The following is a 23,907-nucleotide window of genomic DNA, read 5'->3' on the forward strand; positions in this document are numbered from 1 at the left end:
TGGCCATAAATTAAAATGTATACTTAAAGAAAACAATTTAAACCAAGTTGAATTCACAAAAAGCAGAGGAATTTCTCAAATTAACCTGAGCGAGGTTAAGCTGGGAAGTAGTAATTCATCTGCGGAAACATTAATATACAATTAATAGTATTGGATCATTGATTTGCAATGAATACCGGATGTAAATAAGGAGGATCACAACAATGCATGAAGCGGCAGTCGCTTTTTTAGATGAGGTATGGCCTTTTTATATAGATTTATTGGAAAAGGATAAGAAGCGTATTTTTTCCACTCCGTCCCCCAGCATGCTGTATACGGGCTCACACAATTATCTGAAATTTTCATGGAGGAAGGGCAAGTTCCAATGGGCTGACGGTGCGATTGCCTTTGATTTGTACGAGCCTTTATCTTGGAGCGACAGCTCACATAAGCTGAAGCCAGAGTTCGATTATATGAGCCACTTGACGGAGGAGATACTGGCGGATGAGGTTTTTCCCGAACTTCAGACACGAGTGGATGCTTTACTGCAGCAAGCGCCTCTGAAGGAATGTTATTTTAGCTATGAGCTGAAGCTGGTTCTGGAGGTAGAATGGAAGCAAGGGAAATATGAGCAATCTGTGCTGCTGCGGAATGAGGCGAAGCGGGAATACGTACGTGAGCGGCTTCGGGCTTTTATTGAGCAAAAGGTGTTTTCCGATGCTCCGGCACGGCCTAAGCCTGCTGATCATTACTTTTTAGCAGACGCACTGTTGAATCCGGATTTAATTGAACAGAGCGTGACGGATACGGGGGCTATCATCGACAGGGTGACGGCCAAGTATCAAGATCAAGAGCACATAGAAGAGTGGAGACGAACCTATACAACAGCCTTAAAACGATGGGCGGAGGAGCGGTTTTTGCCTATGTATTTCATCTCCACGGGCAATTATGGGATGGAGTGGGAACTTAAGCCGGAGGCGGAACGCGATAGAGTAGAACCTGAAGCAATGGATTTTTTCATCTACACTGCAATGAAGATCGGTGCGGAGAAGCGCAATATTCCCGCAGCCTATTTCAAGCTGGCCGTCCAATTGGGTTCGGAGCGAGCGGAGCAGTATTTGAAGAAGGGCAGTGAGCTTGTTGAGCATGAACGGAGAAGTGAAGTGTTGCATGCTCAGGCCAACGATATCTTAATGGAGATTGAGCTTCGTATTTTATCCGAGGAGGAGGAAGCCTACCGTCAGTCGCTTGAATACATATCGGACTTGTTGCGGCAGGGGTTTCCTTGTGAGTACAATCTGAAATTAAAAAATAAAATCAAAAATTTTCTGCCGATTAAAGGGTTGGCCAAGTCTCAGCTCCATCGTTTTTTTGCAGCATGTCTTCAATATCCAGCTTTGCACCCGAGCTTGGCTCAGTATGCGGAGTTGGCCATGAAGCCCTACGCATGGTATGGCGATGTGGAGGCTGGAGAGAAATCCGCTATGCCGGGCACTTATGCAGTGCTTGGTCTGGGGTTATGCAGCAAAGACTATTTTCCGCTGTTACAGCGCTATATGGAGCAGGTAGATGAAGAGCATCAGATGGCTCATCATTATTATTTGGAGGCCTTTCTGGAGGCGCATGGGGCGGTGCCGGAATGGATGCCTGTCATGGTGTCTATTCTTGCTAGCGTAACAGATTCGGCCAAGCCGTCAAAGCTGAATTGGGTGAACACGCCGCAATTAGCGGCCGCTCTACAAAACGAACTGACACAGCTTGAGCCGTACGAGAGAGAAAAGATACTGTATCTGATATTCGGCAGCTCAGGCAAGTTAAAGAAGACGATAAAAGCTACCGAAGAGCCATTAAAACAAGCCTTGGAGGCGCTCCTGCCGCTTTACATGTAAGCTCAGCATATCGAATAAAAGTTCTGTTTGTGTCATGGTTCGGAATTTTTTCATCTGAATATCATTAAATAAAAAGACACCTCCGCGAGCCTAAGGCGGAAATGCCCTTCCAGGGACCTTCGGGTCCTTTTTATATTTTTCTGGAGTAGTATCCCATCAGTGTGAAGAACACGATCATGATGAAGAACAGGGCGCCCATCAGGGTGAAAAAGATGTACGGGTTGAAAAAACCGGCGACCACCGTAGCTATGCCCAGCCCGATGAAGACGATGCTGATGCTCAGCGAGGCGGCATTTTGCAGAATTTGACTGCTGCGCTCGTCGTTCTCCTTAATGTACATTTGCTTCAACAGCGCCTCATTCCTGACGGCCTTCATATATTTCCCCAGAAACATAACTACGAACAATTCGAGGCCGAGAAAAGCACCGACCTGAAAGCCCTGGATAAAGCTTGGCAGCTCAGGCAGCCGGTCACGGTAAAACATAAACCCCAGGTATAGCAGCAGCGTGCCCCCGGCCACCAGAGACAGACTGTTCGCGCGTGCTTTAAGCTTGTTTTTATAATTTTCCATTACAATTCCTCCAATTCGCTAAAATCAAACACTTCTTCAATCGTTAATCCGAAATACTTGGCAATCTTGTACGCAAGAATCAGGGAGGCGGTGTACTTTCCGATTTCAAGTGAAGTGATCGTCTGCCTGGTGACACCGACCGCCAGCCCTAGTTCCTCCTGAGACAATTTGTGCTGCTTGCGCAGCTCCGCGATTTTGGTTTTCAAAGGATCAACTCCTTGCAATGTTTGCTTTGCATGTTTAGTATAGTTTGCTTTGCATATGGTGTCAAGTTTACTTTGCAAATAAAGTGTAGTTTGCTTTGCAAATTGTGGTGATGGATGAGCTGAATGGTTTTGTCGCTCAGGCTTTTAGCCTGATGGAGGACGAGCGATTACACTCGGCGGGATGGGAAAGAACCTCTTAACTTGCTTGCGGGGATTTATTGAGGACAAAGGGGGGAATTTAATCCCCCTTCACTTCTTCAGTGCCTCCAGCATATCGTTGATATGCTGATGCATAAGCTGACGGGCTTGGTCGCTATGGCGTTCTTCAATGGCGATGGCGATCAGGACATGGTAGTTGGAAGCCTTGGTACGCATGTGAGGCAGCGTGTTCGTATGCTTGCGTCCTTCGGACAGGAGTGGGTAGATGGATTCCATCATACGGGACAGCACAGGCTGCTGGGCTGATTCGGCGATCAGTCGGTGGAAGGCCAGGTCGGTATCCAGGAAGGGGCCGCCTTCCTCCATTTGCAGAATCATCCGATCGGCAAGCTTCCGCAATTCCTTCACCTGGTTAAGTGTGGCATGCTCTGCGCTTAAAGCCGCTAGCGTAGGCTCAATCAGAATCCTCGCTTCCAGTAGCTTGACGAGTGAGATATCCCCAAGCTCCTTCAAGTTCGCCGTAGGGTCCTCTAACAATAAAGGATCATTCCTCACATACATCCCCCGGCCGTGCTCAATACTGATGTTTCCCTGGCTTTCAAGGGTGCGCAAAGCCTCTCTAACCGTGGATACGCCAACCTCTAGCTCCTTCGAGATTTGCTGTAAGGTGGGAATTCGGGACCCTGCGGGCCATTCACCGTTAATAATTTTCTCCTTAAGATGATCTATCGTTGCTGAATACACCGTTTTTTTCATATTCATATCCCCTGTTTGGTCTACTCTATTATGTTCATTTTAGCATAACGAATTTTGTTTCTCCCTATCAAAGTAAGGATTGACATGCAAATTGAAAGATAATATCATAACTTCATAAAGATCATATCTATTTCAAATTTAAAGACGTAATAACTCTAAAATAGTGCTTATATCTGATTATAGATCATATGTATGTGAGAATATACTACACAACCATCATAAACATATGATCTATGAGGCTTCGTGAGGGGAAGACGATGGACGTAGTAACCTTTGGTGAATCCATGGTGCTGTTCAGCTCGGACCAGAACCTGCCACTACAGTATGTTCACCAATTCAACAAGCAAATGGCCGGGGCTGAGTCCAATGTAGCTATCGGGTTAGCCAAGTTAGGGCATCGTGTCGGATGGTTCAGTAAGTTGGGGGATGATCCGTTCGGGCATTTTGTGCTTCATCAGATCAGAGGGTATGGCATTGATACCTCAAGATGCCGACATACCGGTGATGCTCCGACAGGCATCTACTTCAAGGAACAGCGCACTCGGGGAAAGACTCAGGTCTATTACTATCGGCATCATTCCGCCGCAAGCAGGATGCATCCGGATGAACTGGATGAGGCCTATTTGGCGGGCTTTAAGTTTTTGCATGTGACGGGAATTACGGCTGCGCTTAGCCCGGATTGCCTGGCATTCACTCGCAAGGCTATGGCTTCAGCCAGGAAGCAAGGCTTGAGGATTGTTTTCGATCCCAATGTACGATGGAAGCTTTGGGACAGTGAGGAAGCAGCTAAGGAAGTGTTGCTGGAGCTGGCCGGGTATGTGGACTATATTTTACCGGGGCTGGATGAAGGTGAATTGTTGACTGGCTGTAAGCAGCCTGAAGAGATAGCTTCTGCTTTGCTAAAGCCGGGAGTAAAGGGCGTGGTTGTGAAGCTGGGCAGTAAAGGGGCGTATTATCAATCGGAGCAACAAGGCGGTTATATGGCTCCTTTTCCGGCGGAGGAGATTGATCCTGTGGGGGCGGGGGACGCCTTTGCCGCGGGCTTCATCAGTGGACTTTTGCAGGGGGATGAGCTGGAGCAGGCTGTCCGTAAGGCCAGTGCAATGGGAGCCATTGCTGTAAGTGTGAATGGGGATGTGGAGGGGCTTCCCAATGAGCAGGAACTGCTGCACATGATTAACCATCATGATAATCAAGACTACCAGAATGTAAAACGATAGGAGTGAGCGACTTATGACCAAGCAAGAGCAACTGGAACAGTTGATGAGTTCCGGTATCGTGGCTGTTGTGCGAAGGCCGCCAAGAAGTAAGGTACAGCTTATTACGGATGCGCTGGTAGCGGGCGGAGTGCAAGCCTTGGAGATCACGGTAGATTCAGAGGGCGCGTTCGAGCTTATTCCTCGGCTGAAAGAGAAATATGGCAAGCGGGTGCTGGTTGGTGCAGGGACGGTAATGAATGCAACGGTGGCGGAGCAGGCCCTGCAAGCTGGCGCGGACTTTATTTTCTCTCCCATTCTTGATGAAGCTACCATTAAAATGACGAATCGTTATGGACGGATCTCCATTCCGGGCGTGATGACCCCAACCGAAATTGCCAAGGGCTATGAGTGGGGGGCCGATGTGCTGAAAATTTTCCCGGGAGCCACGTTGGGCGCTAACTATATTAAGGAAATATCAGCACCCCTACAAGGAATTCCCATGATGCCCACAGGTGGCGTGACGTTACATAATGTTGGCGAGTTCATTCGAGCCGGGGCGGTTGCTGTAGGCCTGGGTAGCTCTCTGCTGGACAAGACGGCTATTGCCGAAGAGAGATACGAAGATATTACGGAGCTGGCGCAAAAATTTAAAGCAGCGATTACAAGTGCAAGAGGATAAGGAGAGATTCCCATGAAAATTACCAATTTCAAAACCTTTATCGTGCCCCCACGCTGGTTGTTCCTCAAAATAGAAACGGATGAAGGAATCGTCGGCTGGGGGGAGCCTGTGATTGAAGGCAAGGCCCATACGGTCCAAGCGGCGGTTGACGAATTAATGGACTTCCTTATTGGCAAAGACCCGCTGCGCATCGAAGATCATTGGCAGGTGATGTACCGTGGAGGCTTTTATCGCGGGGGCCCGATTCTGATGAGCGCAATTGCAGGGATTGATCAGGCTTTATGGGATATCAAAGGAAAATACTTCAATGCGCCTGTATATCAACTGCTCGGCGGGGCTTGCAGGGACACGATTCGCGTGTATTCCTGGATCGGTGGCGATCGTCCCAGCGAGGTGGGATTAGCTGCCCTGGAGAAGAAAAGTGCTGGCTTCACCGCCATTAAAATGAATGCTTGCGAAGAAATGCAGTATATTGATACGCATGACAAGGTGGATAAGGTGGTTGAGCGAGTTGCAGCCATCCGCAGCGCGGTAGGGCCGGATTTTGGCATTGGTGTGGACTTTCATGGACGGATTCATAAGCCAATGGCCAAGGTGCTGGCCAAGGAGCTTGATCCGTTCCGCTTGATGTTCATTGAGGAGCCTGTGCTTCCGGAAAATAATGAAGCCCTTCGCGAAATTGCCAACCATACCAGCACACCGATTGCTACGGGGGAAAGAATGTTCTCGCGCTGGGATTTTAAGTCTCTGCTACAGGACGGTTATGTCGATATCATTCAGCCTGACCTGTCCCATGCCGGGGGAATTACCGAATGCAAAAAAATCTTTGCCATGGCAGAAGCTTATGATGTGGGGGTGGCACCGCACTGTCCACTTGGACCCATTGCTTTGGCAGCTTGTCTCCAAGTGGATGCTACGGCACACAACGCCATTATTCAGGAGCAAAGTCTCGGCATTCACTACAACCAGGGGAATGATCTGCTAGATTATATTACCGATCCGAATGTATTTGCCTACAATGAAGGTTATGTCCAAATCCCTCAAGGACCTGGACTTGGGATTACGGTAAATGAAGAGTATGTTATCCAAATGGCTAACGAAGCACCCCATCGCTGGAGAAATCCGGTGTGGCGTCATCAGGATGGCTCTGTAGCAGAGTGGTAAAATCCCATCGCGCCCTATTCCAGTTCGATGACTACCATCTGATGATTCTCCAGGCGAGGAACGCTGTAAGCAAGTTCCCCTTCTTCTGCCGTGAAAGGTAGCTCTATCATCGATGGGGCCAGATAGATGCGGCGGACATGATTGGTGTGACCTGGAAGACGGAGGCGGACCGAAATATCCTGTAAGGGCACGATATCTTCAATGACCTCAACCCGCCCTTTCAGTACAGGAGATGCATACAGCAAATGATTGACATATCGGTTCTCCTTCCGCTGGTATTGCAAAGTCGTGATGCCCCTTGCCGGGAGATTGGTGCTTAAGCTTGGCTGCGGAAGCAGGCGCGATAAGGCGTGCAGTATGATTTCCTTCAGAATGAGATGGCCTGCGTCGGCATATTCACTGAATAAGTTCCAAGCCATGTAGATTCCGCTCCGGGACTCAACCATGCCGGGTCCGTCATCATTCCTGGCGCTTGGAGTATGGCGGTGTGAACTGAAAGTGAAGAGATCACGGTTGAAGTAGGGATTCTCCACATGACCCAGCACTTGTCCCTCCTGAATGTCTACAAGCTGCCCTTCGCTGTACATCGCATAGGCCGTTGGCAACAGGGCGCCAGGCTGGAAATGAGGATGAAAATAAGCTGGCCGGTATGTATTGGTTCCTAGCCAGCGGATACCCATATCTAGGGCAAAAGCATCGCCAGCCAGATTCAGCCCGGAACGGCCAGTGACCAGCAGCTTGCCGCCTCCTGTCGTAAAGGCTTCGATTCGGGCAGCCAGTTCCGGCCATACAGGTATTTCATCTGGCAGAATCAGCACCTTATAGGCCGAGAAATCACTCAACGTATCTATCACGTCAAACAGATAATGGCCTTCGGTCAAGATCCGTACCGCTCCGGCGTCGGCCAGGTTGGCGCGGTCCTTCAGCGCCTGATTATCCGGACAAGCTTCGCGCGCCGCCTCCAGAGACAGAATTGCGATGTCGGCAACCGATTCTACCCCGTCGCACCACGGTTCCTTGGCTTCTACCTCGGCATAAGCTTCGCCGATCAGGGCATAGGTGGCTGTATCCATCAGGCCAGAGGGATGTAACTGATCGCCGATCGAGCATTTGGCTCCGTGAGCCAGGCTGAGGGCGGCTTCAAAGCGCAGCGCGTTTGGATGCTTATAGCCACCAAATTCGCCCCAGGAGGTATGGAACTTCCCGGTCATGCCGAGATACTCTATGCCCAGCGTTTGGGCATAGCGCGCCGACAGTGGAAAGTGGTCATAACCCCAACCTCCGGTCGGGAGCGATTCCAGTTCAAGATGGGTGTTGATGTGGGCAAGATCGCGGCGCCCTCTCGTTTGGTGACCGTTGTTATGGTAGAGCGGCAAACCAGGCTTAACGGCGTTAATTACCTCGCGTACGCGTTGAGTATAGTTCAGGAAGGTTTGCTCGCCAAGCGCCTGCACGGCCGCATCATCGCGGGGGTCCTGACCCGCAGCCCGCAGCGTTGCCACACAATATTGGCAGCGACATTTGCGCACTCCGACAATATCAAGGAAAATGCCGTCTGCATCATAACGGGTAACGACTTCATGGATTTGAGCAAGCAGGATATCCAGATAAGGGGTATTGAAGCAGAACTCGTGATAGCCTGGCGTCATAAAATCTTTGGCCCAGCGGGTCCGTTCCTCTTCATCGCGAATAAGCCATTCGGGATGGCGGCGCGCCAGCTTCTCGTCAAGACCAGCGGATAAATAGACCGGTGTCCGGACGCCGATCTCATGGGCCGCGGCAATCATTTCTCCCAACAGGTCAAAGGCAAGATGCGGATGAGTTTCGTTGGCTTCACTGGGGTGATACGCCCAGCCGTGATGGCATTTAGAGAAGACCGTAATGGAATCGACATGTCCGGCCTGAAGCATAGCTTGGAATTGGGATCTGGAGAATTGCGCTCCGATTCCGGGAATGGCCTCGGAGGTGTGGAAGTCGAGATGAACCTGACGAAAACGCATAGATAAACAACCCCTTCAAGTTAAATAGTAAAAGCCGATAGTGATAATATAGATTTTAAGCCTGGCAAGCTGTAAATAACAATCAATTGTATCGGTTAGGAGATTAATGTACACTGATGATGTATTGAGAATCATTATCAGAGGTGGGGAGTTATTATGAAGGGGAACATTCCGTATGCCGCCATACGCAGATTAGTTTACTTTAAAGGCCGCTGGACCTCTTGGCCGAAACGAAGAAGCATTCGGATGCATACCCTTCTCTATATCAAACAAGGACAAGGGGAGATTCGGGTTGACGGCAATGCCTATCTGGTTGCACCGCGAAGCTGGTATTTACTAAAGCCTGGCATGGTGGTGGAGGAAAGACTTTCATCCCGCTATGAGTCGGAAGTTTACATTATTCCTTTTTATATACAGCGCGTAACCTATCGGAATCATAACACGGAGGTTGCGGAATACGACACTTCCTCCTTCCCGACCGGTAATATCAAAATAAATCATGAAGCGCAGCTCGACAGTATACTTGAGCAGCTACATAGGCCGGAGGGCGACGAAGAATTTATGCAGCAATGGCAAAGACAACTGACGTTGTCCCAATTGCTTCATGCCCTCGTTACCAACAACGCTAAGGCGGAGGAAGGCTTCACCAGAAAAATGGAAATACGCCATTGTGTGGCCTATTTGTCCGAGCATTTTGCCGAGCCTGTCCGAATGGACAAGCTGGCGGAGCTTTATCATATGAATTCCAGTACATTTTCGCGGTGGTTCAAGAAGGAGATAGGGATGAATCCTAGCGATTATCTTCTTCATGTCAGAATCAAGGAAGCCAAGACTTTACTATCCGGCACAAAGCGCATGCGGGAGGTTGCTGTTCGCACGGGCTTTTGTGATGAGTATTATTTCAGCCGGATGTTCAAAAAGGTTGTGGGTTTATCACCCACGGCCTATGCGCGCTTGATCCATGTACAGGCTCATACAACCAATGAGCGGCTTCCCGAACTGGAGCCTGTCAATGTGGCTGTTACCTATGTGGATGAAGTGGATCATCTCATCTCATTAGGTTTGTTGCCTGCTGCCGTTCCTTATGACCGGATGTTGAGCGAACAGGAGACGACCATCCCCTATTTGAAAAATTATATTGGCCACTTGCCGCATATTGGCTCCGAGCAGACTTTAAATCGTTTGATGTTAGGGAAGCTGAATCCGGAGTTGATTATTGCAGGGAGATTTATGAAGGATTGGGGCAACTTATGGCTGGATGAAATTGCGCCAACCTATTATTACATTTGGGAGGTGGATTGGCGCAATGTTCACCGCGAGCTGGCCACGAAGCTGTCACGAGAATCGGCAGCCGAGCAAAATATCGAGCGCTACGAACGACTGGTGCAGCAGGCGCGAGAACTGATGTTCAGAAGCTGTCTGGGCAAGTCGTTCGTATTTCTGGAGATGACCCGTCATGGCATTCGGGTGAGTCCCTACACCAGTAATGGTGGCTGGCTATTGTACCAGCAGTTAGGATTCACCCCGTCTTCTGTGGTAACGGTTAATGATTGGGGACATTATATGGAGCCCGAAGAAGCAGCTTTATTACCTGTGGATTACTGGTTCATCAGCAAGCGTAGCGGGTCGGCTGCGGTCTATGAACGATTCATCAATCATCCTCATACCCAGCGTATTCTTCCCAGGTTAGTTGATGTTCCACGCTATCCCTGGAGTAAAGGCGGGCCATTGGCCTATGCCGCAGGCGTACGTCTGATTGTCAATCAATTCAAACAAATGACTCGTTAAGACAGCCGCATTAATCCACGAAACTTCTCATTGTGTGACGAGACATAGGCCATGTCATGTGCATTCGCGTCTATATGGCGTGCTGCGCTGTTCACAGCCAGTACGGCATCTGTAAAGGCCCCGGCAATTAAATTCACCTTGTTGGGATAATCAGCGCAGTCGCCTGCTGCATAGATACCTGGAATATGGGTTTGCGTATTTTCATTCACGTGTACGCCATGGTTACTGATATCCAGGCCCCAATTTAACAGCGCACCATAGTCTTTGGAATAGCCATGACTGACCACAACGGCATCGACGTTCAGCCGTTCCTTCTCACCGCTATCCGCATGGGTTAGGGTCACGGCATAGATCTCATCACCTTGACCATGCAGTTGCTGGATGATATACGGGGTACGCACATCGGTCGTTTGCCGCATGCGGGATACACTTTGCTCCATAGCATGAAATTCGTCACGACGATGCACCACGATAACTTTACTTGCCACCTCCGCCAGTTCATTGGCCCAATCTACGGCAGAGTTCCCTCCTCCGGATATAAGGACAACTTTGTTGCGGAAGCTGTTGAAATTTTGCACGGTATAGTTCAGGTTAGTGACCTCATAACGATCTGCTCCTTCAAGGTCAAGCCTCACCATGTCGGTAATCCCTCGTCCTACCCCCACAATAATGGTTTTGGTATGGTGAATAGCCCCGGTATGGGTTCTTAGACGGAATGTTCCATCTGCTAATGGCTCCAGATCGTCAACGCGCTCATTATAAATGATGGTTGGATCGAACGTTCGGGCTTGCTCGCTCAAATGTTCAATAAGCTGTTCGCAACGGATGGGGGGGATGCCACCAACATCCCAAATGGTTTTCTCTGCATAGTGATGCAGAAATCCGCCGAGATAACCCTTGCCTTCAATGAGCTTTACCTTCATGTCTCTCATGCCGGCATAGAAGGCAGCATACATACCGGCAGGGCCGCCGCCAATAATGGTAATATCAAAAAGTTCGCTGTTCATGGCTGCTTCACCAGTTCCCGAATTTGCTCCATCCCTTTAGTAAAGGCAATCGGGCCGCCGCGTTCCCACGGATAACTATATACCTCGTAGACCTGGCCCTTTTTGATGGCAGGAATGTCCTTATACAGCGGGTTAGTCAGCAATTCCTGTACCAAAGCATTATTCTCCTCGTTCTCCTGAACGTTCAGGAAGATATGTTCGGCTTCAAGACTTGCGAACCGCTCAAGAGAGAAGGGGCCTCCCCAGTCATCCGTAGGAGCATCCTTAACCGGAGTTAGTCCAAGCAAGTCATACAGAATAAAGGAAGCTGAGGAGCCGGTTCCTGCTCCGCCATACAATTCCAGTTGATTTTGCCGCACGCGGATAAACGCAACGGGCTGGTCGCCAATGATATTGTCGAGATAAGCTTTGGTTTTTTCTGTCTCATTATTGAACAGATCGACGTTGGCCTGCGCTTTTTCCTCCAGACCGAGTAATCGGCCCATTTCAAGATGAGTTTCACGCCAATCTACCTGCCAATCTACAAAAATGGTCGGTGCCATTTTTTGCAGATCTGCTAGATAATCCTTGTGAAAGTACCCAGCCACAATTAAATCCGGATTAGCCGCGAGAATAGGTTCGAGTCCGGCCTGAAGATCATAAACTGCAACACCCTCCAACTGGTCTGCCAGGTAGGGGAAGTAGCCGTTCACATTGTCAGTTCTGTTGTACATTGGCACCGTTGATAGTTTTAGTCCAAGCGCCATGAAGTGATCAACATCATCATCATAAGTTAGCACTATATTTTGCGGATTCACCGGAATATCGACGGTACCAGCCAGAGTAGTTACGGTACGGAAGGAAGAGGTTTCCGCTGCGGAGGAATTTTCCGTATTGGAAGATTGTGTTGTCCCCGAGCTATTGCCTTCCTGATTCAATGCTGGATTGCTACAGCCTACAATCATAACGACAAACAGAGACAGAACAGTCAGCATATTCTGCCAGGGTGTGATTTTCATAAAATGCTTCTCTCCTTGTCCCAAATGATAATGATAATTGTTTTCATCTACTAAGCTTAGCCAAACTATTTTTGAGATGCCATGCACAATTCAGACCTTTTTCTTGTGTTATTTTTCAGCCTGCCGCCTGCAGACATCATGGGTTTGAAATGGGATTGCATCTCAGGATATTATCCATTATACTTCGTTCAAGATAAATGATATTGAGAATCACTATCACTATCACCAATACCGTATAGATGCAGGAGAACATATGCTAACAACACCGAGGAGTAAACAGGAACAAACCAGATTATCCTTGCAGTCTCGCCCGTTTGCAGCTTCGGCTTTGCTGGTTGGCGGCATGGCGGCCTTGCTTCTGGGCTTGCTGATTTCGGTCAATTTAGGAGCGGCTAATCTATCCATTCAGACCGTATGGACAGCCCTGGTCCAATTTAACCCCGATGTGAAGGAGCATCTCATTATCCGAGATTTGCGGATTCCACGCGTCATCGGTGGTGCTATGGTGGGAGCTAGCTTTGCTGTGGCTGGTGCAATCATGCAAGGCATAACTCGCAATCCGTTAGCAGATTCAGGCTTATTGGGGATTAATGCCGGAGCGGGTCTAATCCTTACTCTTTGTTTTGCCTTTCTGCCAGGGCTGACTTTCTCTAACCTGATTTTGTTTTCGTTTGTGGGCGCCTTCATCGGTGCAGGGCTGGTCTTCGGCATTGGCTCTCTGGCGCGTGGCGGACTTTCGCCGGTGCGACTTGTATTAGCTGGCTCAGCCTTGAATGCCCTTCTCTCTGGTGTGGCCGAAGGTATATCCCTTCATTATCGAATCGGGCAAAATATGGCCTTTTGGTATGCCGGCGGGGTGTCAGCTATTCGATGGGAACAGATACAGGTTATGCTTCCGTGGGTTCTTGGAGCTATTGCCATAGCCATTATGTTATCGCGATCTGTGACGATGCTAAGTCTGGGCGAGGATGTAGCCCTCGGTTTGGGGCAACGGACGAAGCTGGTCAAGCTGGGATGCTTCGTTGTCGTTATTATATTGGCAGGCTCAGCCGTCTCTATCGTTGGTGCTGTGGCTTTTGTAGGCCTGATTATACCTCATCTTGCTCGGAAGCTTGTGGGTGTTGATTACCGCTGGATCATCCCCACTTCGGCCATCTTGGGAGCTTTGTTGATCATTCTTGCCGATATGGTTGCCCGTATGGTCAATCCGCCTAGCGAAACTCCGATTGGTACCATCATTTCTCTTCTTGGTGTACCGTTCTTTCTGTATCTGGCCAGAAAGGAAAGGAGGGGGTTATAAATGGCTAATAGCGTGGAGCAAATGGAGCGCGACCACAAACAGCGGATATGGATGGTTATCGCCGCATTATGTTTATTGCTGCTGACAGTGTTCATTCTAAGTGTTAACGCGGGTTATGTGGCCTTATCACCTTTGGAATTGTGGTATACCATAATAGGCCAGGGAACGCAAAGACAAGAGCTTGTTTTGTTTCAATTCCGCTTGCCGCGAATAGTAATAGCGATGTTGGTGGGGGCGGGTCTTGCCTTATCCGGTTGCATTATGCAAGGAATTTCTCGCAACGAAATGGCCGATCCTGGTCTACTTGGTATAAATGCTGGAGCAGGTATCGCGGTTGCGTTGTATGCGTTGTATTATCCTGCAGCATCGATTGCCTCAGCCTTGCTGCTTCCGGTGCTGGGCTTTGTCGGGGCTATATTGGCGGCAGTTTTGATTTTTGCCGTCGCGTACCAAAGGCAGGATGGTTTGAATCCCACCCGATTAATCTTGTCTGGAATAGGAATCGCTGCCGGAATCAGTGCAGCTATGATTGTGCTGACGCTGCGGCTTAACCCTGAGCAGTATCAGAAGGTTGCCAATTGGCTTGCCGGGGCGATCTGGGGAACGAACTGGCCGCTTGTCCTTGCATTACTTCCGTGGATTGTTGTCTTGCTTCCGTATGTATATTTCAAGGCACAGACGATGAATCTCTTAACCTTGAAGGAGGAAACGTCACGAGGCTTGGGGGTTTATGTGTCGCGTGAGCAAGCCAAACTGCTTATAACCGGCGTAGCCCTCGCGGCCTCTTGTGTTGCAGTTAGCGGCGGTATTAGCTTTGTCGGACTGATTGCGCCACATATCGCGAGGCGGCTAGTTGGACCCAAGCATCAAGGAGTGATTCCGGTGTGCACCCTGCTTGGCGCTTTGCTGGTTCTTGTCGCAGATACAATGGGGAGGACGGTGCTACAACCGATAGAGGTGCCGGCGGGTATTCTAACTGCGGTAATTGGTGCACCGTATTTCCTGTACCTGATGGTGAGCAGTCGGAGATAGCAGCGACCTTTCACGTAAATCTGTCTACTTATATGCAAAATAAAAAAGCAAGTGGGCCTCCCGGAACATTAGTCAAAATGTACCATGGGGTGGCCCCTTGCTTAATGAACTAATTTACTCCGCAGGTTGTTGTTCCACGGCCTCGCTTACGGCTCAATGCCCCAAATGAGCTGACCATTCACGTATCCGGTCACCTGCTCATGATTCTCGAACTGGCTGGCGGAAGCCTTGAAGGAATAATCATTGGTCTGGTCATAATTGGACCAGTTGTTCTTGGAGAAGCGCGTTTGAATCTCCGCACTTTCACCAGGGCTCAAGGCTCCGGCCGAAGCTGTAAATCCAATCTCCAGCGCATAATCAGCTCCCGCGACCGGGTTATCCAGCTTCACGAATTGTCCGTTGACGTTGGCGCTACCGATGTTGGCCCAGTCACACCAGAAGCTTTGCGGGTTGTCTCCATCAACCGTATAGTAATATCGCAGGGTGACATCACTGAGTTGAATCGCTGAATCCCCCGTGTTAACCACTTTGAACTTCGGGGATATCCCGTTGGTGGAGGCGCTGGTATTGCCGTTGAAGGCTTGGACCGTTAAGTCTCCGGCAGGAACAGGTACGCTGGTATCCACTACACTTACGGTAAGCACGGCGTTATTACCTCCACTAAAAGCAAAGGTTAGCACATGCTGGCCGAGTGGCAGCGTGGACAGATAGGTTTTGCTTAAGACAACAGAAGAACTGGATGCCGTATAGTCCTGACCCGCGGTTAGCGTCTGTCCTCCATTTTTGATGCTAGTGAGTTGGTGACCGTTTAAGCTAAGAGATACTGCAATATCCTGCTGTAAGTTTGCCGCCTGATCAAAGGTTGCATTTACTGGTGAAATGACAGCACTGGGCGTGGAGTCCACGATGCTGACTTTTAAGACGGCGTCCTTTCCTTGGTTGAAGTCAAAGAGAATGGAATGGGTACCCACCGGTAACTGAGACAAAAATGCCTTCTTCAGCACAAGTGTATTCCCACTCAGTGTGTAATCCTGACCTACTTCCAGCGCCTGGCCATCTAACCGAAGTGCGGTTAACGAGTGACCGTTGAACTGAATCGTGATTGCTTGGTCACTGGGGGTGACGGCATTTTGGTCAAACTCTATGCTGCTGGGTGTAATGGAGGCGCTTGGAATGGGGTTGTTATTCTTGAGGTCAGGCAGCTCATCCAGCGTGATGACATAATCACTTTGGTACAACGTGGTAAGTGTGGCCGGATAGTTAAAGGCCGAGCTCATCAGATGCTCACCGTACCAAGGACAGAAGTACAGCCAGCCAGACTTTTCCTCCGTTAAATTTTGCAGGCTTGGGACAGTATCATTTTCAGTCATGGCTACCATCTTCTTGCCGTCGGTCAAATCAACAAGCTGATAGAAAATGGAGGTAATGGCGTCCTCATTAGGCACGCCGGACAGCCCGTCGTAGCGGTTGTAGATCGTATTGTATTTATCATAGCCGACCAGATCCACCTGATCGTCGCCCGGATACCAAGCCGGAGAGGTGCTGTAGACGTAGCTGTTGTAGGTCCAGATCAAATTGTGCAGGTCATAGGTCTCTGTCAGCTCGGTATAGAGCAGATCCCATAATTGCTTGTACACCTCTGCACCAGCCGATGCCCACCAGAACCAGGCCCCTTCCCCATTCAGGCCCCCATTGCCCTCGGCCTCATGGTAAGGACGGAAAAGGACCGGCACATCGTTATCCTGCAAGATTTGGAGCTGCTGCGCCAAATCCTCGATCGTCATCATCACGTATTGATATTCTTTCGTACCTGGAACCACCGCATTGGCTGTGTTGAAGTTAGTCTCCGTAGGCTTGTAGGTGGCTTCCTTCCAATCCACGAAATCTCCGAGCTGATAAGTGGTGAAGTTCCGTGGTACATTGATATGCCAAGAGGCCGTAGCGATCCCGCCCCGGTTGTTCACCCAATCGATCATGCGATCGGTGGTGCCGTCCTCCCAGCCGTATAACGGGTTGTAGTTCATAAAGTCAAAGCCGCGGATAGCCGGATACTTCCCGGTTAGGTCATAAATCCAATCAAATTCCAACTCATAATTGCCGTCATTTCCGCTTCCGTAAATCTCCTGCTGACCGGAAATAATATGATGGCCATACACCTCAGTCAAATAATTCATCAAAATTTGCGTTTCCGGCGTAGCTTGAGCATCAGTCAAGATCGGCTGTACTTCCAATGGGTCCAGATCAGCAAAATCCACCGTGAACGTATCAAAATAAGCAAAGCCCCAGCCAGCCTTCAGCTCGATGGTGTTGCTTCCTTGGGTCAACTTGTGGAAGCCAAATTCATAATTCGACCACTCTGTTGTATAGGGCAGCATATACGAGCCCTTCGTCACGCCGTTTACCGCTAAATATTGTAACCTGCCATCAGCGCTAAGCTCCTGCATATACCGGGTTGAGATGGCATACATGCCGGTCTCCGGGACCGTTACGTTGAACTTAATTGTGCCTGAGTTCTGCATCCAGACAAACCCGCTGCCGGAATAGCCGGGCTTGGGTTGCCCATAAATTTCGGTGGCCACTTGGAGATCGGAAGTAAGCTGGGCATCTTCGCCTTCAATTGTGAAAAGCGGTAGGGTGTCTGCGTAAACGGGCGCTGCCAATAGTCCAAGCAACAGGGTCCATGCGAGCGTCAGTGCACTTGCCTTTTTCAGCCAATTTTTCATCTTCACCTTTCCTTTCCATGTAAGAAATGATAAATCCTTGTTTAATCTATCAACTCATGGATGCGCTTTCATAGCCAATATAGCATGAGTACCAATTATTGTAAATCTATTCATGCTGAAAAATTCCTCTTGCTGCCTCAATCCTCGTATTCTCGAATTATGGTATTCTATTGCTAAAAGTGAGTTCAAAAAGTCGGGTTTACTCCTTGAACAACTTCGTCCTGGGAAGCTGAATTTTTGAACTACCTCTAAAAGTGAGATACAGGAGAAGCTGGCTATGGCTAATATACATGACGTTGCAAAGCATGCGGGGGTATCGGTGTCCACCGTTTCAAGGGTGCTAAATGGCAACCCTTACGTATCCGAGGAGAAGCGACTGGCCGTGAAGCAGGCTATAGATGAGCTGGATTATACGCCCAATCGTTCCGCGGTGGATTTGATTCGCCAGAGCACGAGAACCATTGGCGTCATCATGCCGCATAACAACAATCAGGCCTTTGACCAGATGCTGCATGGGGTTCTTAACCGATCGGTTGAACGCCATTATTCCGTCATGGTGCTGCCTACTAATTATCAGCCGGAGAACGAACTCAGCTACTTGGATATGTTGAAGAACAAGCAACTGGACGGGATCATCATTACCTCTCGTTCAAACCCTTGGGATACCATCGTTCCCTATGCCAAATATGGCACACTGGTCGCTTGCGAGTTCACAGATCATCCGGATATTGCTTGTGCTTACATGGACCGATACGCCTCTTATGTTGATGCTTTTCAACTGTTGAAGAGCAAGGGGCATTCCCGGGTTGCTTTTACCACTGCCAGGGGGCAAGAGAGCAATAGTACGCGGCTGACGATAAGGGCGTATCAACAAGTATTTGGAGAGCTCGCGCCATCCTTGCATATCAAGGATTGCTACAGTATGGCTGATGGAACAAATGCAGCTAAACAATGGCTCCAGGCACAGATCAAGCCTACGGCTATTTATGCGAATGGCGACGAGGTTGCTGCCGGCATATATCAATATGCAAGAACTGCTGGGCTGCGTGTTCCGGAGGAACTGGCTATTATCGGTCAGGAGAATCAGCCTGTCGGGGTTGCTCTGAATCTATCAACTGTGGATCATCAACTGGTGCGAGTGGGAGAGCAGGCCTTCGACCTTGTGGTGGAGAAGTCCAAGGCCAAACTTGAAATTCCTTATCAAATAATCGTGCGCTCCTCGGTGTAGCTCTTGACCTGAAATGCATTTCATACTTTAGCATGTAAATAGACGCGCATCACTCATCATGCTAAAGGAGGAAGGCTGCATGTACACTACCTTTATCTTTGACGTTGACGGTACTCTAATCAATACGGAGCAAGCTGTGCTCGGCTCCTTGCAGAAGCTCTTGAAGCAGAACTATGGTGTGGAAATGAGCCAGCAAGACCTGGCTTTTGTACTTGGCATTCCCGGTTCTGTGTCTCTGCGGCAGCTTGGCGTGGATTACATTGAGATAGCCAATAAGAAATGGAATGCCCTCATGCAGCGGGAATTTCGCCATACCGTTCATGTGTATGAAGGGATTCAATCCCTGCTTGTTGATCTGAAAGAGCAATCGGTGGTGACCGGGGTAGTCACGTCCAAGACCTATCAGGAGTTTCTGGATGACTTTATCCCGTTTGGCCTTGTTTATGATCTGACCTATGCTATATGTGCAGACGATACCGAGCTGCATAAGCCCCATCCTGAGCCCTTGCTCAAATTCCTTGAAGTGTCCGGGGCGAAGGCTGAATCGTCCATATATATTGGCGATACGATCTATGACTCCGAATGTGCCAGAGAGGCGGGTGTGGATTTCGGATTAGCCTTGTGGGGGTGCCGACAGCCCGCAACGATTCCGGCCAGATATAAGTTTGAACACCCGCGGGATATTCTGTCCTTATTAAATCAGCCATAGCAGCGATCCCGGCTGAGGATACCGTTATAAGCGGTAAGACTAAGCGATGTGTGGGCACCTCCCCATAACCTGACGCATATTGTAAGGTGATAGCTACCTAGGAGAAGGTTAGGGAAAGGAAGGGTAAGCATGGCAGGGAAAACATTAAGATACTTCGGCGGCGGGAATACGGCACGAGGCTTCCATAACTTGTTTGAGTCAAACTTTCAGGGACTCCAAAGATTATTTATTTTAAAAGGTGGCCCCGGAACGGGGAAATCCTCCCTGATGAAGGCCATCGGCTCGGAATGGTCGGAACAAGGCTTCGATATCGAATATATTCATTGCTCGTCAGACTCCGATTCCATCGATGCGGTAATCATCCCCGCGCTGAAGGCCGGGATTGTCGATGGTACGGCGCCGCATGTGTTCGAGCCCAAAGCACCGGGGGCGGTAGAGGAATACGTGAATCTCGGGAGTGCCTGGCACTCTCGGCAACTGGCTGCTCAGCGGGAGCCCATTGAACGATTGAATCAACAGGTTACAGGTGCTTATCAGGCGGCCTATAGCCATTTTGCTGATGCGCTCCAAATTCATGATAAGTGGGAAGAAATTTATTTTGGGCAAATGAATTTTGAGAAGGCAAATGCATGGACGGAGGAACTATTGCATCGCCTCTTCCAAGAGAAGGGGCAGTCCGGTGGGGGAGAAGTCAAGCATCGCTTCCTGGGTGCAGCGACACCGACAGGGGCGGTTGATTTTGTGCCAAACTTGACGGAAGGCTTGGCCAAACGCTATTTCCTCAAAGGGCGGGCTGGTACCGGAAAATCCACAATTCTCAAGAAAGTGGCTGAAGCAGCAGCTCAGCGGGGCTACGATACCGAAGTCTATCATTGTGGCTTTGACCCTTATAGCCTGGATATGGTTATTGTTCGCGCCCTGGATTTTGCTATCTTTGACAGTACGGCACCGCATGAATACCATCCAGAGCGAGCAGGGGATGAAATCCTTGATACCTACAGCGTATTTGTTACGCCGGGTACTGACGAGCGCTTTGCCGCAGAGATCGCGCAGGTGGGAGCAGAATATAAGGCCAAGATGCAACAAGGTATTTCCTCTTTGGCCGAAGCCAAGCGTCATCGCGACCAGTTGGAGCAGCTTTATGTTGCGGCAATGGATTTTACCATAGTGGATGAATTAAGGGATGGCATTCGTGCGGAACTCATGGCCCTGGTGAGGTGATATCGGCAATCCGCATCTTCCCCCAGTCATACATCAGTTCCAGAATCGGCATTAAGGTCTGTCCAAGATCGGTTAACGAATATTCGACCTTGGGCGGAACCTCTGGATACACCTCGCGATGAATAATACCATCATCCATCAGTTCCTTGAGCTGGCTGGTCAGCATTTTATGCGTAATCTTCGGCAATAATCGTTGGAGTTCGCTGAATCGCTGTGGCCCCTCCTTATCCAGATGCCACAGAATAATCAATTTCCACTTTCCTCCGATGACTGACAGTGTTAATTCCTTTTCACAGTTATAATCACCGCTCTTCAGCTTATCCATAATTTCTTTTCGTAAATCGGACAACGCAAATCCCTCCTACTGCACAAAAGTTACTTTTAAGTTACTACCGTACAAAAAAGTGCATTCTTCATTCCTTGCTATATCTCGCTTAGTATTGAATTACAGGCAGGCTCCGCATTCAGTCATTCCTGCATGATTATACCAGCATACCAGACGAGCATAAGATGCGGCAAAAGCACGGCCTGCAAAATCAAGCGAATGAGGAGTGGGAGATAAATGGAACTGCAGCTAGCATTGGATTTGGTGAATATTCCAGAGGCCAAGGAACTGGTGAAAGAGGTAGAAGCACATATTGATATTGTGGAGATTGGCACGCCCGTCGTAATCAATGAGGGACTGAGAGCGGTCAAGGAAATCAAGGCTACTTTCCCGCATCTGAAGGTGCTGGCCGATCTTAAGGTCATGGATGCCGCCGGATATGAAGTGATGAAGGCTGCGGAGGCGGGAGCGGACATTGTTACGATTTTGGCTGTGGCCGAGGATGAGACAATCAAGGGTGCAGTAGAGGAAGCTCGCAAGCAGAACAGACAAATCCTTGTGGATATGATTGGTGTCAAGGATATTGCGGCACGTGCGCAGGAGTTGGACTCCTTTGGAGTAGATTATATATGCGTGCACACGGGCTACGACCTGCAGGCTGTCGGTAAAAATTCCTTCGAGGACCTGAACACGATCAAGCGTGTAGTCAAGCAAGCCAAGGTTGCCGTCGCAGGCGGCATCAAGCTTGCTACCTTGCCAGAGGTTATTCAGGCGCAGCCGGACCTTGTTATTGTAGGCGGCGGTATTACCGGTACAGAAGACAAGCGGGCGACGGCAGCAGAAATGCAGCGCCTGATCCGCCAAGGGTAACGGCCATGCTGACTAGTCAGTACGGAGCCACTATATCAGAGGAGCTTACGCAAGCGATAAAGGGCATCCCCGAGCAGGAGACGGCCCTGCTTGTGGAACGCATACTGCAAGCGGGACAAATCTTTGTTGCCGGGGCGGGAAGGTCCGGTCTGATGATGCGCGCATTGGCCATGCGGCTGGCCCAGCTTGGACTCCAAGCCTACGTGGTTGGAGAGACGGTCACGCCGGGCATGGGGCCGGAGGACGTGCTGATTATCGGTTCCGGTTCTGGCGAGACGCGCAGCCTTGTCCCTGTGGCGGAGACGGCTGCAGCTTTGGGCGGGACGGTTGCTCTCATCACTCTCACGTCAGAGTCAACGATTGGCCGTCTATCTGCGCTGACGGTCAAGCTACCGGGCTCGGTCAAGGACCGGGCAGGTCAGCCTTACCCAACCATTCAGCCAATGGGTGCCTTGTTCGAGCAGACGCTGCTCCTCTTCGGCGATGCCGTGGTGTTACGGCTGATGGAGCTAAGACAAGACAATACGGCTACGATGTATGGAAGACACGCGAATCTGGAGTAACGGCAGAGTGGCTGGTATAACTGCAAAACATGAAACTCTTTACTTGTACAGAGGTGCGAGTAGGGGGGTTCATGTTTTTGTTTTGCTTATGGCAGCTTCAATCAAACTAATTAACTAATTTAATTAGTTATTTTTCTTTACAATTAAATTTTTAACTAATATAATTAGTTTGTAGTGATGAATGACAATTAAAAATGAGGTGGCTCATGAGTAGACTTGTAAATATAAAAACGGTGACCCAGTTAGCGTTGCTACCCAACATCTTTCCCATGAACTGTTATTTTGTAGAGGAGCAGGATGGACTAACGTTAATAGATACAGGGATGGCCTTTGGCGCTAAGAGCATTTTGCAAACTGCCAAGCAGCTTGATAAGTCCATTACTCGAATAGTGTTGACACATGCACATCTGGATCATGTCGGCGGGCTAGATTTGCTTAAAGAAGCTATGCCTGATGTTCCGGTCTATATTTCGGAGCGAGACGCTAAATTGCTAGGAGGGGACATGTCGTTGTTACCGGGGGAGCCTGATTTGCCTATTCGGGGCAGTATGCCTACCAAGGTCAAGACCAGAGCAGATGTACTTGTGCAGGAGGGGGACCACATAGGCTCGCTGTTAGCGGTTGCAGTTCCTGGTCATACCCCGGGCTCCATGGCTTTTCTAGACACTCGCAATCGGATACTCATTGCGGGGGATGCCTTTCAGACACGTGGAGGAATTGCAGTAGCAGGCAAGATCAAGCCGTGGTTCCCCTTCCCGGCCATGGCGACCTGGTCCAAGCGAGAGGCTGTCACAAGTGCTAAGAAAATAAGCGAGCTTCAGCCAACGCTGCTTGCCGTAGGTCATGGTCCTATGTTGGAGAATCCTGGCGATGCCATCAGTCAGGCCATCAAGGAGGCGGAGAAGGCAGGGGCCTTCACCCGTGAGCCCGATCAGAAGGAGCGAATCAATCATGGCAAGCAGGAACAATATTAATTTACAGCGTATATTAGAGGCTGCGATAGAGATTATAGATGCTCAGGGAATGGATGAACTAACATTGGCTGCTCTGGCACAGAAGCTAGAGATTCGTTCTCCTTCACTCTATAATCATGTGGATGGCTTACCGGATATCAAGCGCCAGCTTTCAATTTATGGTCTGAAGCAGCTCTGTTCTGTGATGATGCGGGCGGCTATAGGTCGATCCGGGGATGAGGCGCTTCACGAAATTTCCAAGGCTTATTTTCTCTTTGCAAGATCTCATCCGGGCCTATACGAGATGACGTTCTTTGTGCCGGATCAGGAGGATGTTGAGGTCAACCAGGCGGCGCAGGAAATACTTGATCTGGTCACTCAGGTACTTCATTCGTATCGCTTAGGGGAGTCGGATACCATCCATATGGCGCGCGCCTTGCGCAGCCTTTTGCACGGTTTTGCTTCTCTAGAGCAGCGAGGTGGATTTGGCCTTCCCGTAGATCGTGAGGAGAGCTTCAAGGAGATGCTGGATACTTTTCTCGCAGGACTGCATGCCCGATTTCTCAATGATTAAATCATTGGCCCTGG

The 23,907-nt window shown here is 49.5% G+C and carries 22 protein-coding genes; 14 read left to right on the forward strand and 8 right to left on the reverse strand.

Features of this window, described 5'->3' with window-relative positions; all coding sequences use genetic code 11:
- The first annotated feature begins 203 nt into the window (after nt 1-203).
- Nucleotides 204-1,868 (forward strand): DUF6138 family protein, encoded by a 1,665-nt coding sequence (locus AC1VOR_RS20845; RefSeq protein WP_482620708.1) that lies wholly within the window; start codon nt 204-206, stop codon nt 1,866-1,868.
- A 130-nt stretch (nt 1,869-1,998) separates the two neighbouring features.
- On the opposite strand, the gene AC1VOR_RS20850 is transcribed toward AC1VOR_RS20845, so the two are convergent.
- The 3 genes from AC1VOR_RS20850 to AC1VOR_RS20860 form a co-directional block, all read right to left on the reverse strand.
- Nucleotides 1,999-2,439, reverse strand: coding sequence for a hypothetical protein (locus AC1VOR_RS20850; RefSeq protein WP_482620709.1), 441 nt, complete (start codon nt 2,437-2,439; stop codon nt 1,999-2,001).
- Complete coding sequence (locus tag AC1VOR_RS20855) at nt 2,439-2,645, reverse strand: helix-turn-helix transcriptional regulator (RefSeq protein WP_482620711.1); 207 nt, start codon at nt 2,643-2,645, stop codon at nt 2,439-2,441. The genes AC1VOR_RS20850 and AC1VOR_RS20855 overlap by 1 nt, the downstream gene beginning before the upstream one ends.
- A 249-nt stretch (nt 2,646-2,894) precedes the next feature.
- The gene (locus AC1VOR_RS20860; protein ID WP_482620713.1) at nt 2,895-3,560 is read right to left on the reverse strand and encodes a FadR/GntR family transcriptional regulator; all 666 of its coding nucleotides are present in this window, start codon (nt 3,558-3,560) and stop codon (nt 2,895-2,897) included.
- Between the two features lie 257 nt (nt 3,561-3,817).
- Between AC1VOR_RS20860 and AC1VOR_RS20865 the strand changes: the two genes are divergently transcribed.
- From AC1VOR_RS20865 to dgoD, 3 genes are read left to right on the forward strand one after another with little or no spacing between them, the layout of a single operon-like run.
- The gene (locus tag AC1VOR_RS20865; protein WP_482620715.1) at nt 3,818-4,780 is read left to right on the forward strand and encodes a sugar kinase; all 963 of its coding nucleotides are present in this window, start codon (nt 3,818-3,820) and stop codon (nt 4,778-4,780) included.
- A gap of 13 nt (nt 4,781-4,793) precedes the next feature.
- On the forward strand, nt 4,794-5,438 hold the full coding sequence (locus AC1VOR_RS20870) for a bifunctional 4-hydroxy-2-oxoglutarate aldolase/2-dehydro-3-deoxy-phosphogluconate aldolase (RefSeq protein ID WP_482620717.1): 645 nt from the start codon (nt 4,794-4,796) through the stop codon (nt 5,436-5,438).
- 12 nt (nt 5,439-5,450) lie between these two features.
- Nucleotides 5,451-6,602, forward strand: a complete 1,152-nt coding sequence (dgoD, locus tag AC1VOR_RS20875) for a galactonate dehydratase (RefSeq protein WP_482620719.1) — start codon at nt 5,451-5,453, stop codon at nt 6,600-6,602.
- Nucleotides 6,603-6,616: 14 nt separating this feature from the next.
- On the opposite strand, the gene AC1VOR_RS20880 is transcribed toward dgoD, so the two are convergent.
- Nucleotides 6,617-8,602 (reverse strand): beta-galactosidase trimerization domain-containing protein, encoded by a 1,986-nt coding sequence (locus tag AC1VOR_RS20880; RefSeq protein ID WP_482620721.1) that lies wholly within the window; start codon nt 8,600-8,602, stop codon nt 6,617-6,619.
- Between the two features lie 156 nt (nt 8,603-8,758).
- Between AC1VOR_RS20880 and AC1VOR_RS20885 the strand changes: the two genes are divergently transcribed.
- The gene (locus AC1VOR_RS20885; protein ID WP_482620722.1) at nt 8,759-10,390 is read left to right on the forward strand and encodes a helix-turn-helix domain-containing protein; all 1,632 of its coding nucleotides are present in this window, start codon (nt 8,759-8,761) and stop codon (nt 10,388-10,390) included.
- Here the strand turns inward: AC1VOR_RS20885 and AC1VOR_RS20890 are convergent.
- Both AC1VOR_RS20890 and AC1VOR_RS20895 read right to left on the reverse strand, forming a co-directional pair.
- Complete coding sequence (locus AC1VOR_RS20890) at nt 10,387-11,397, reverse strand: NAD(P)/FAD-dependent oxidoreductase (RefSeq protein ID WP_482620724.1); 1,011 nt, start codon at nt 11,395-11,397, stop codon at nt 10,387-10,389. The genes AC1VOR_RS20885 and AC1VOR_RS20890 overlap by 4 nt on opposite strands.
- Nucleotides 11,394-12,395 (reverse strand): ABC transporter substrate-binding protein, encoded by a 1,002-nt coding sequence (locus AC1VOR_RS20895; RefSeq protein ID WP_482620726.1) that lies wholly within the window; start codon nt 12,393-12,395, stop codon nt 11,394-11,396. The genes AC1VOR_RS20890 and AC1VOR_RS20895 overlap by 4 nt, the downstream gene beginning before the upstream one ends.
- Before the next feature lie 253 nt (nt 12,396-12,648).
- Here AC1VOR_RS20895 and AC1VOR_RS20900 point away from each other — a divergent pair, with 253 nt between their 5' ends.
- Together AC1VOR_RS20900 and AC1VOR_RS20905 are read left to right on the forward strand one after the other, a co-directional pair.
- Entirely contained in the window at nt 12,649-13,695 is a 1,047-nt protein-coding gene (locus tag AC1VOR_RS20900) for a FecCD family ABC transporter permease (protein WP_482620728.1), read from the forward strand.
- Nucleotides 13,696-14,727, forward strand: coding sequence for a FecCD family ABC transporter permease (locus tag AC1VOR_RS20905; RefSeq protein WP_482620730.1), 1,032 nt, complete (start codon nt 13,696-13,698; stop codon nt 14,725-14,727). It abuts the gene before it with no gap.
- 146 nt (nt 14,728-14,873) lie between these two features.
- Here the strand turns inward: AC1VOR_RS20905 and AC1VOR_RS20910 are convergent, their stop codons facing one another.
- Nucleotides 14,874-17,450, reverse strand: a complete 2,577-nt coding sequence (locus AC1VOR_RS20910; RefSeq protein WP_482620731.1) for a glycosyl hydrolase — start codon at nt 17,448-17,450, stop codon at nt 14,874-14,876.
- A gap of 277 nt (nt 17,451-17,727) precedes the next feature.
- Between AC1VOR_RS20910 and AC1VOR_RS20915 the strand changes: the two genes are divergently transcribed.
- The 3 genes from AC1VOR_RS20915 to AC1VOR_RS20925 all read left to right on the forward strand — a co-directional run bounded on the left by AC1VOR_RS20915 (nt 17,728) and on the right by AC1VOR_RS20925 (nt 20,608).
- Nucleotides 17,728-18,678 (forward strand): LacI family DNA-binding transcriptional regulator, encoded by a 951-nt coding sequence (locus AC1VOR_RS20915; protein WP_482620733.1) that lies wholly within the window; start codon nt 17,728-17,730, stop codon nt 18,676-18,678.
- Nucleotides 18,679-18,757: 79 nt separating this feature from the next.
- Complete coding sequence (locus AC1VOR_RS20920) at nt 18,758-19,387, forward strand: HAD family hydrolase (protein WP_482620735.1); 630 nt, start codon at nt 18,758-18,760, stop codon at nt 19,385-19,387.
- 129 nt (nt 19,388-19,516) lie between these two features.
- The gene (locus AC1VOR_RS20925) at nt 19,517-20,608 is read left to right on the forward strand and encodes a PRK06851 family protein (RefSeq protein ID WP_482620737.1); all 1,092 of its coding nucleotides are present in this window, start codon (nt 19,517-19,519) and stop codon (nt 20,606-20,608) included.
- Here AC1VOR_RS20925 and AC1VOR_RS20930 read toward each other — a convergent pair.
- Nucleotides 20,589-20,957 (reverse strand): winged helix-turn-helix transcriptional regulator, encoded by a 369-nt coding sequence (locus AC1VOR_RS20930; protein ID WP_482620739.1) that lies wholly within the window; start codon nt 20,955-20,957, stop codon nt 20,589-20,591. The genes AC1VOR_RS20925 and AC1VOR_RS20930 overlap by 20 nt on opposite strands.
- A 213-nt stretch (nt 20,958-21,170) precedes the next feature.
- Here AC1VOR_RS20930 and hxlA point away from each other — a divergent pair, with 213 nt between their 5' ends.
- The 4 genes from hxlA to AC1VOR_RS20950 all read left to right on the forward strand — a co-directional run bounded on the left by hxlA (nt 21,171) and on the right by AC1VOR_RS20950 (nt 23,893).
- Nucleotides 21,171-21,803: a 3-hexulose-6-phosphate synthase gene (gene hxlA, locus AC1VOR_RS20935; RefSeq protein ID WP_482620741.1), complete on the forward strand. Its 633-nt coding sequence runs from the start codon at nt 21,171-21,173 to the stop codon at nt 21,801-21,803.
- A 5-nt stretch (nt 21,804-21,808) separates the two neighbouring features.
- Entirely contained in the window at nt 21,809-22,366 is a 558-nt protein-coding gene (hxlB, locus tag AC1VOR_RS20940) for a 6-phospho-3-hexuloisomerase (RefSeq protein WP_482620743.1), read from the forward strand.
- A 206-nt stretch (nt 22,367-22,572) separates the two neighbouring features.
- Nucleotides 22,573-23,340: an MBL fold metallo-hydrolase gene (locus tag AC1VOR_RS20945; RefSeq protein ID WP_482620745.1), complete on the forward strand. Its 768-nt coding sequence runs from the start codon at nt 22,573-22,575 to the stop codon at nt 23,338-23,340.
- On the forward strand, nt 23,318-23,893 hold the full coding sequence (locus tag AC1VOR_RS20950; RefSeq protein WP_482620747.1) for a TetR/AcrR family transcriptional regulator: 576 nt from the start codon (nt 23,318-23,320) through the stop codon (nt 23,891-23,893). The genes AC1VOR_RS20945 and AC1VOR_RS20950 overlap by 23 nt, the downstream gene beginning before the upstream one ends.
- The last annotated feature ends 14 nt before the right edge of the window (nt 23,894-23,907 follow it).

This window comes from Paenibacillus sp. 1SOY10 (genome assembly GCF_056836745.1).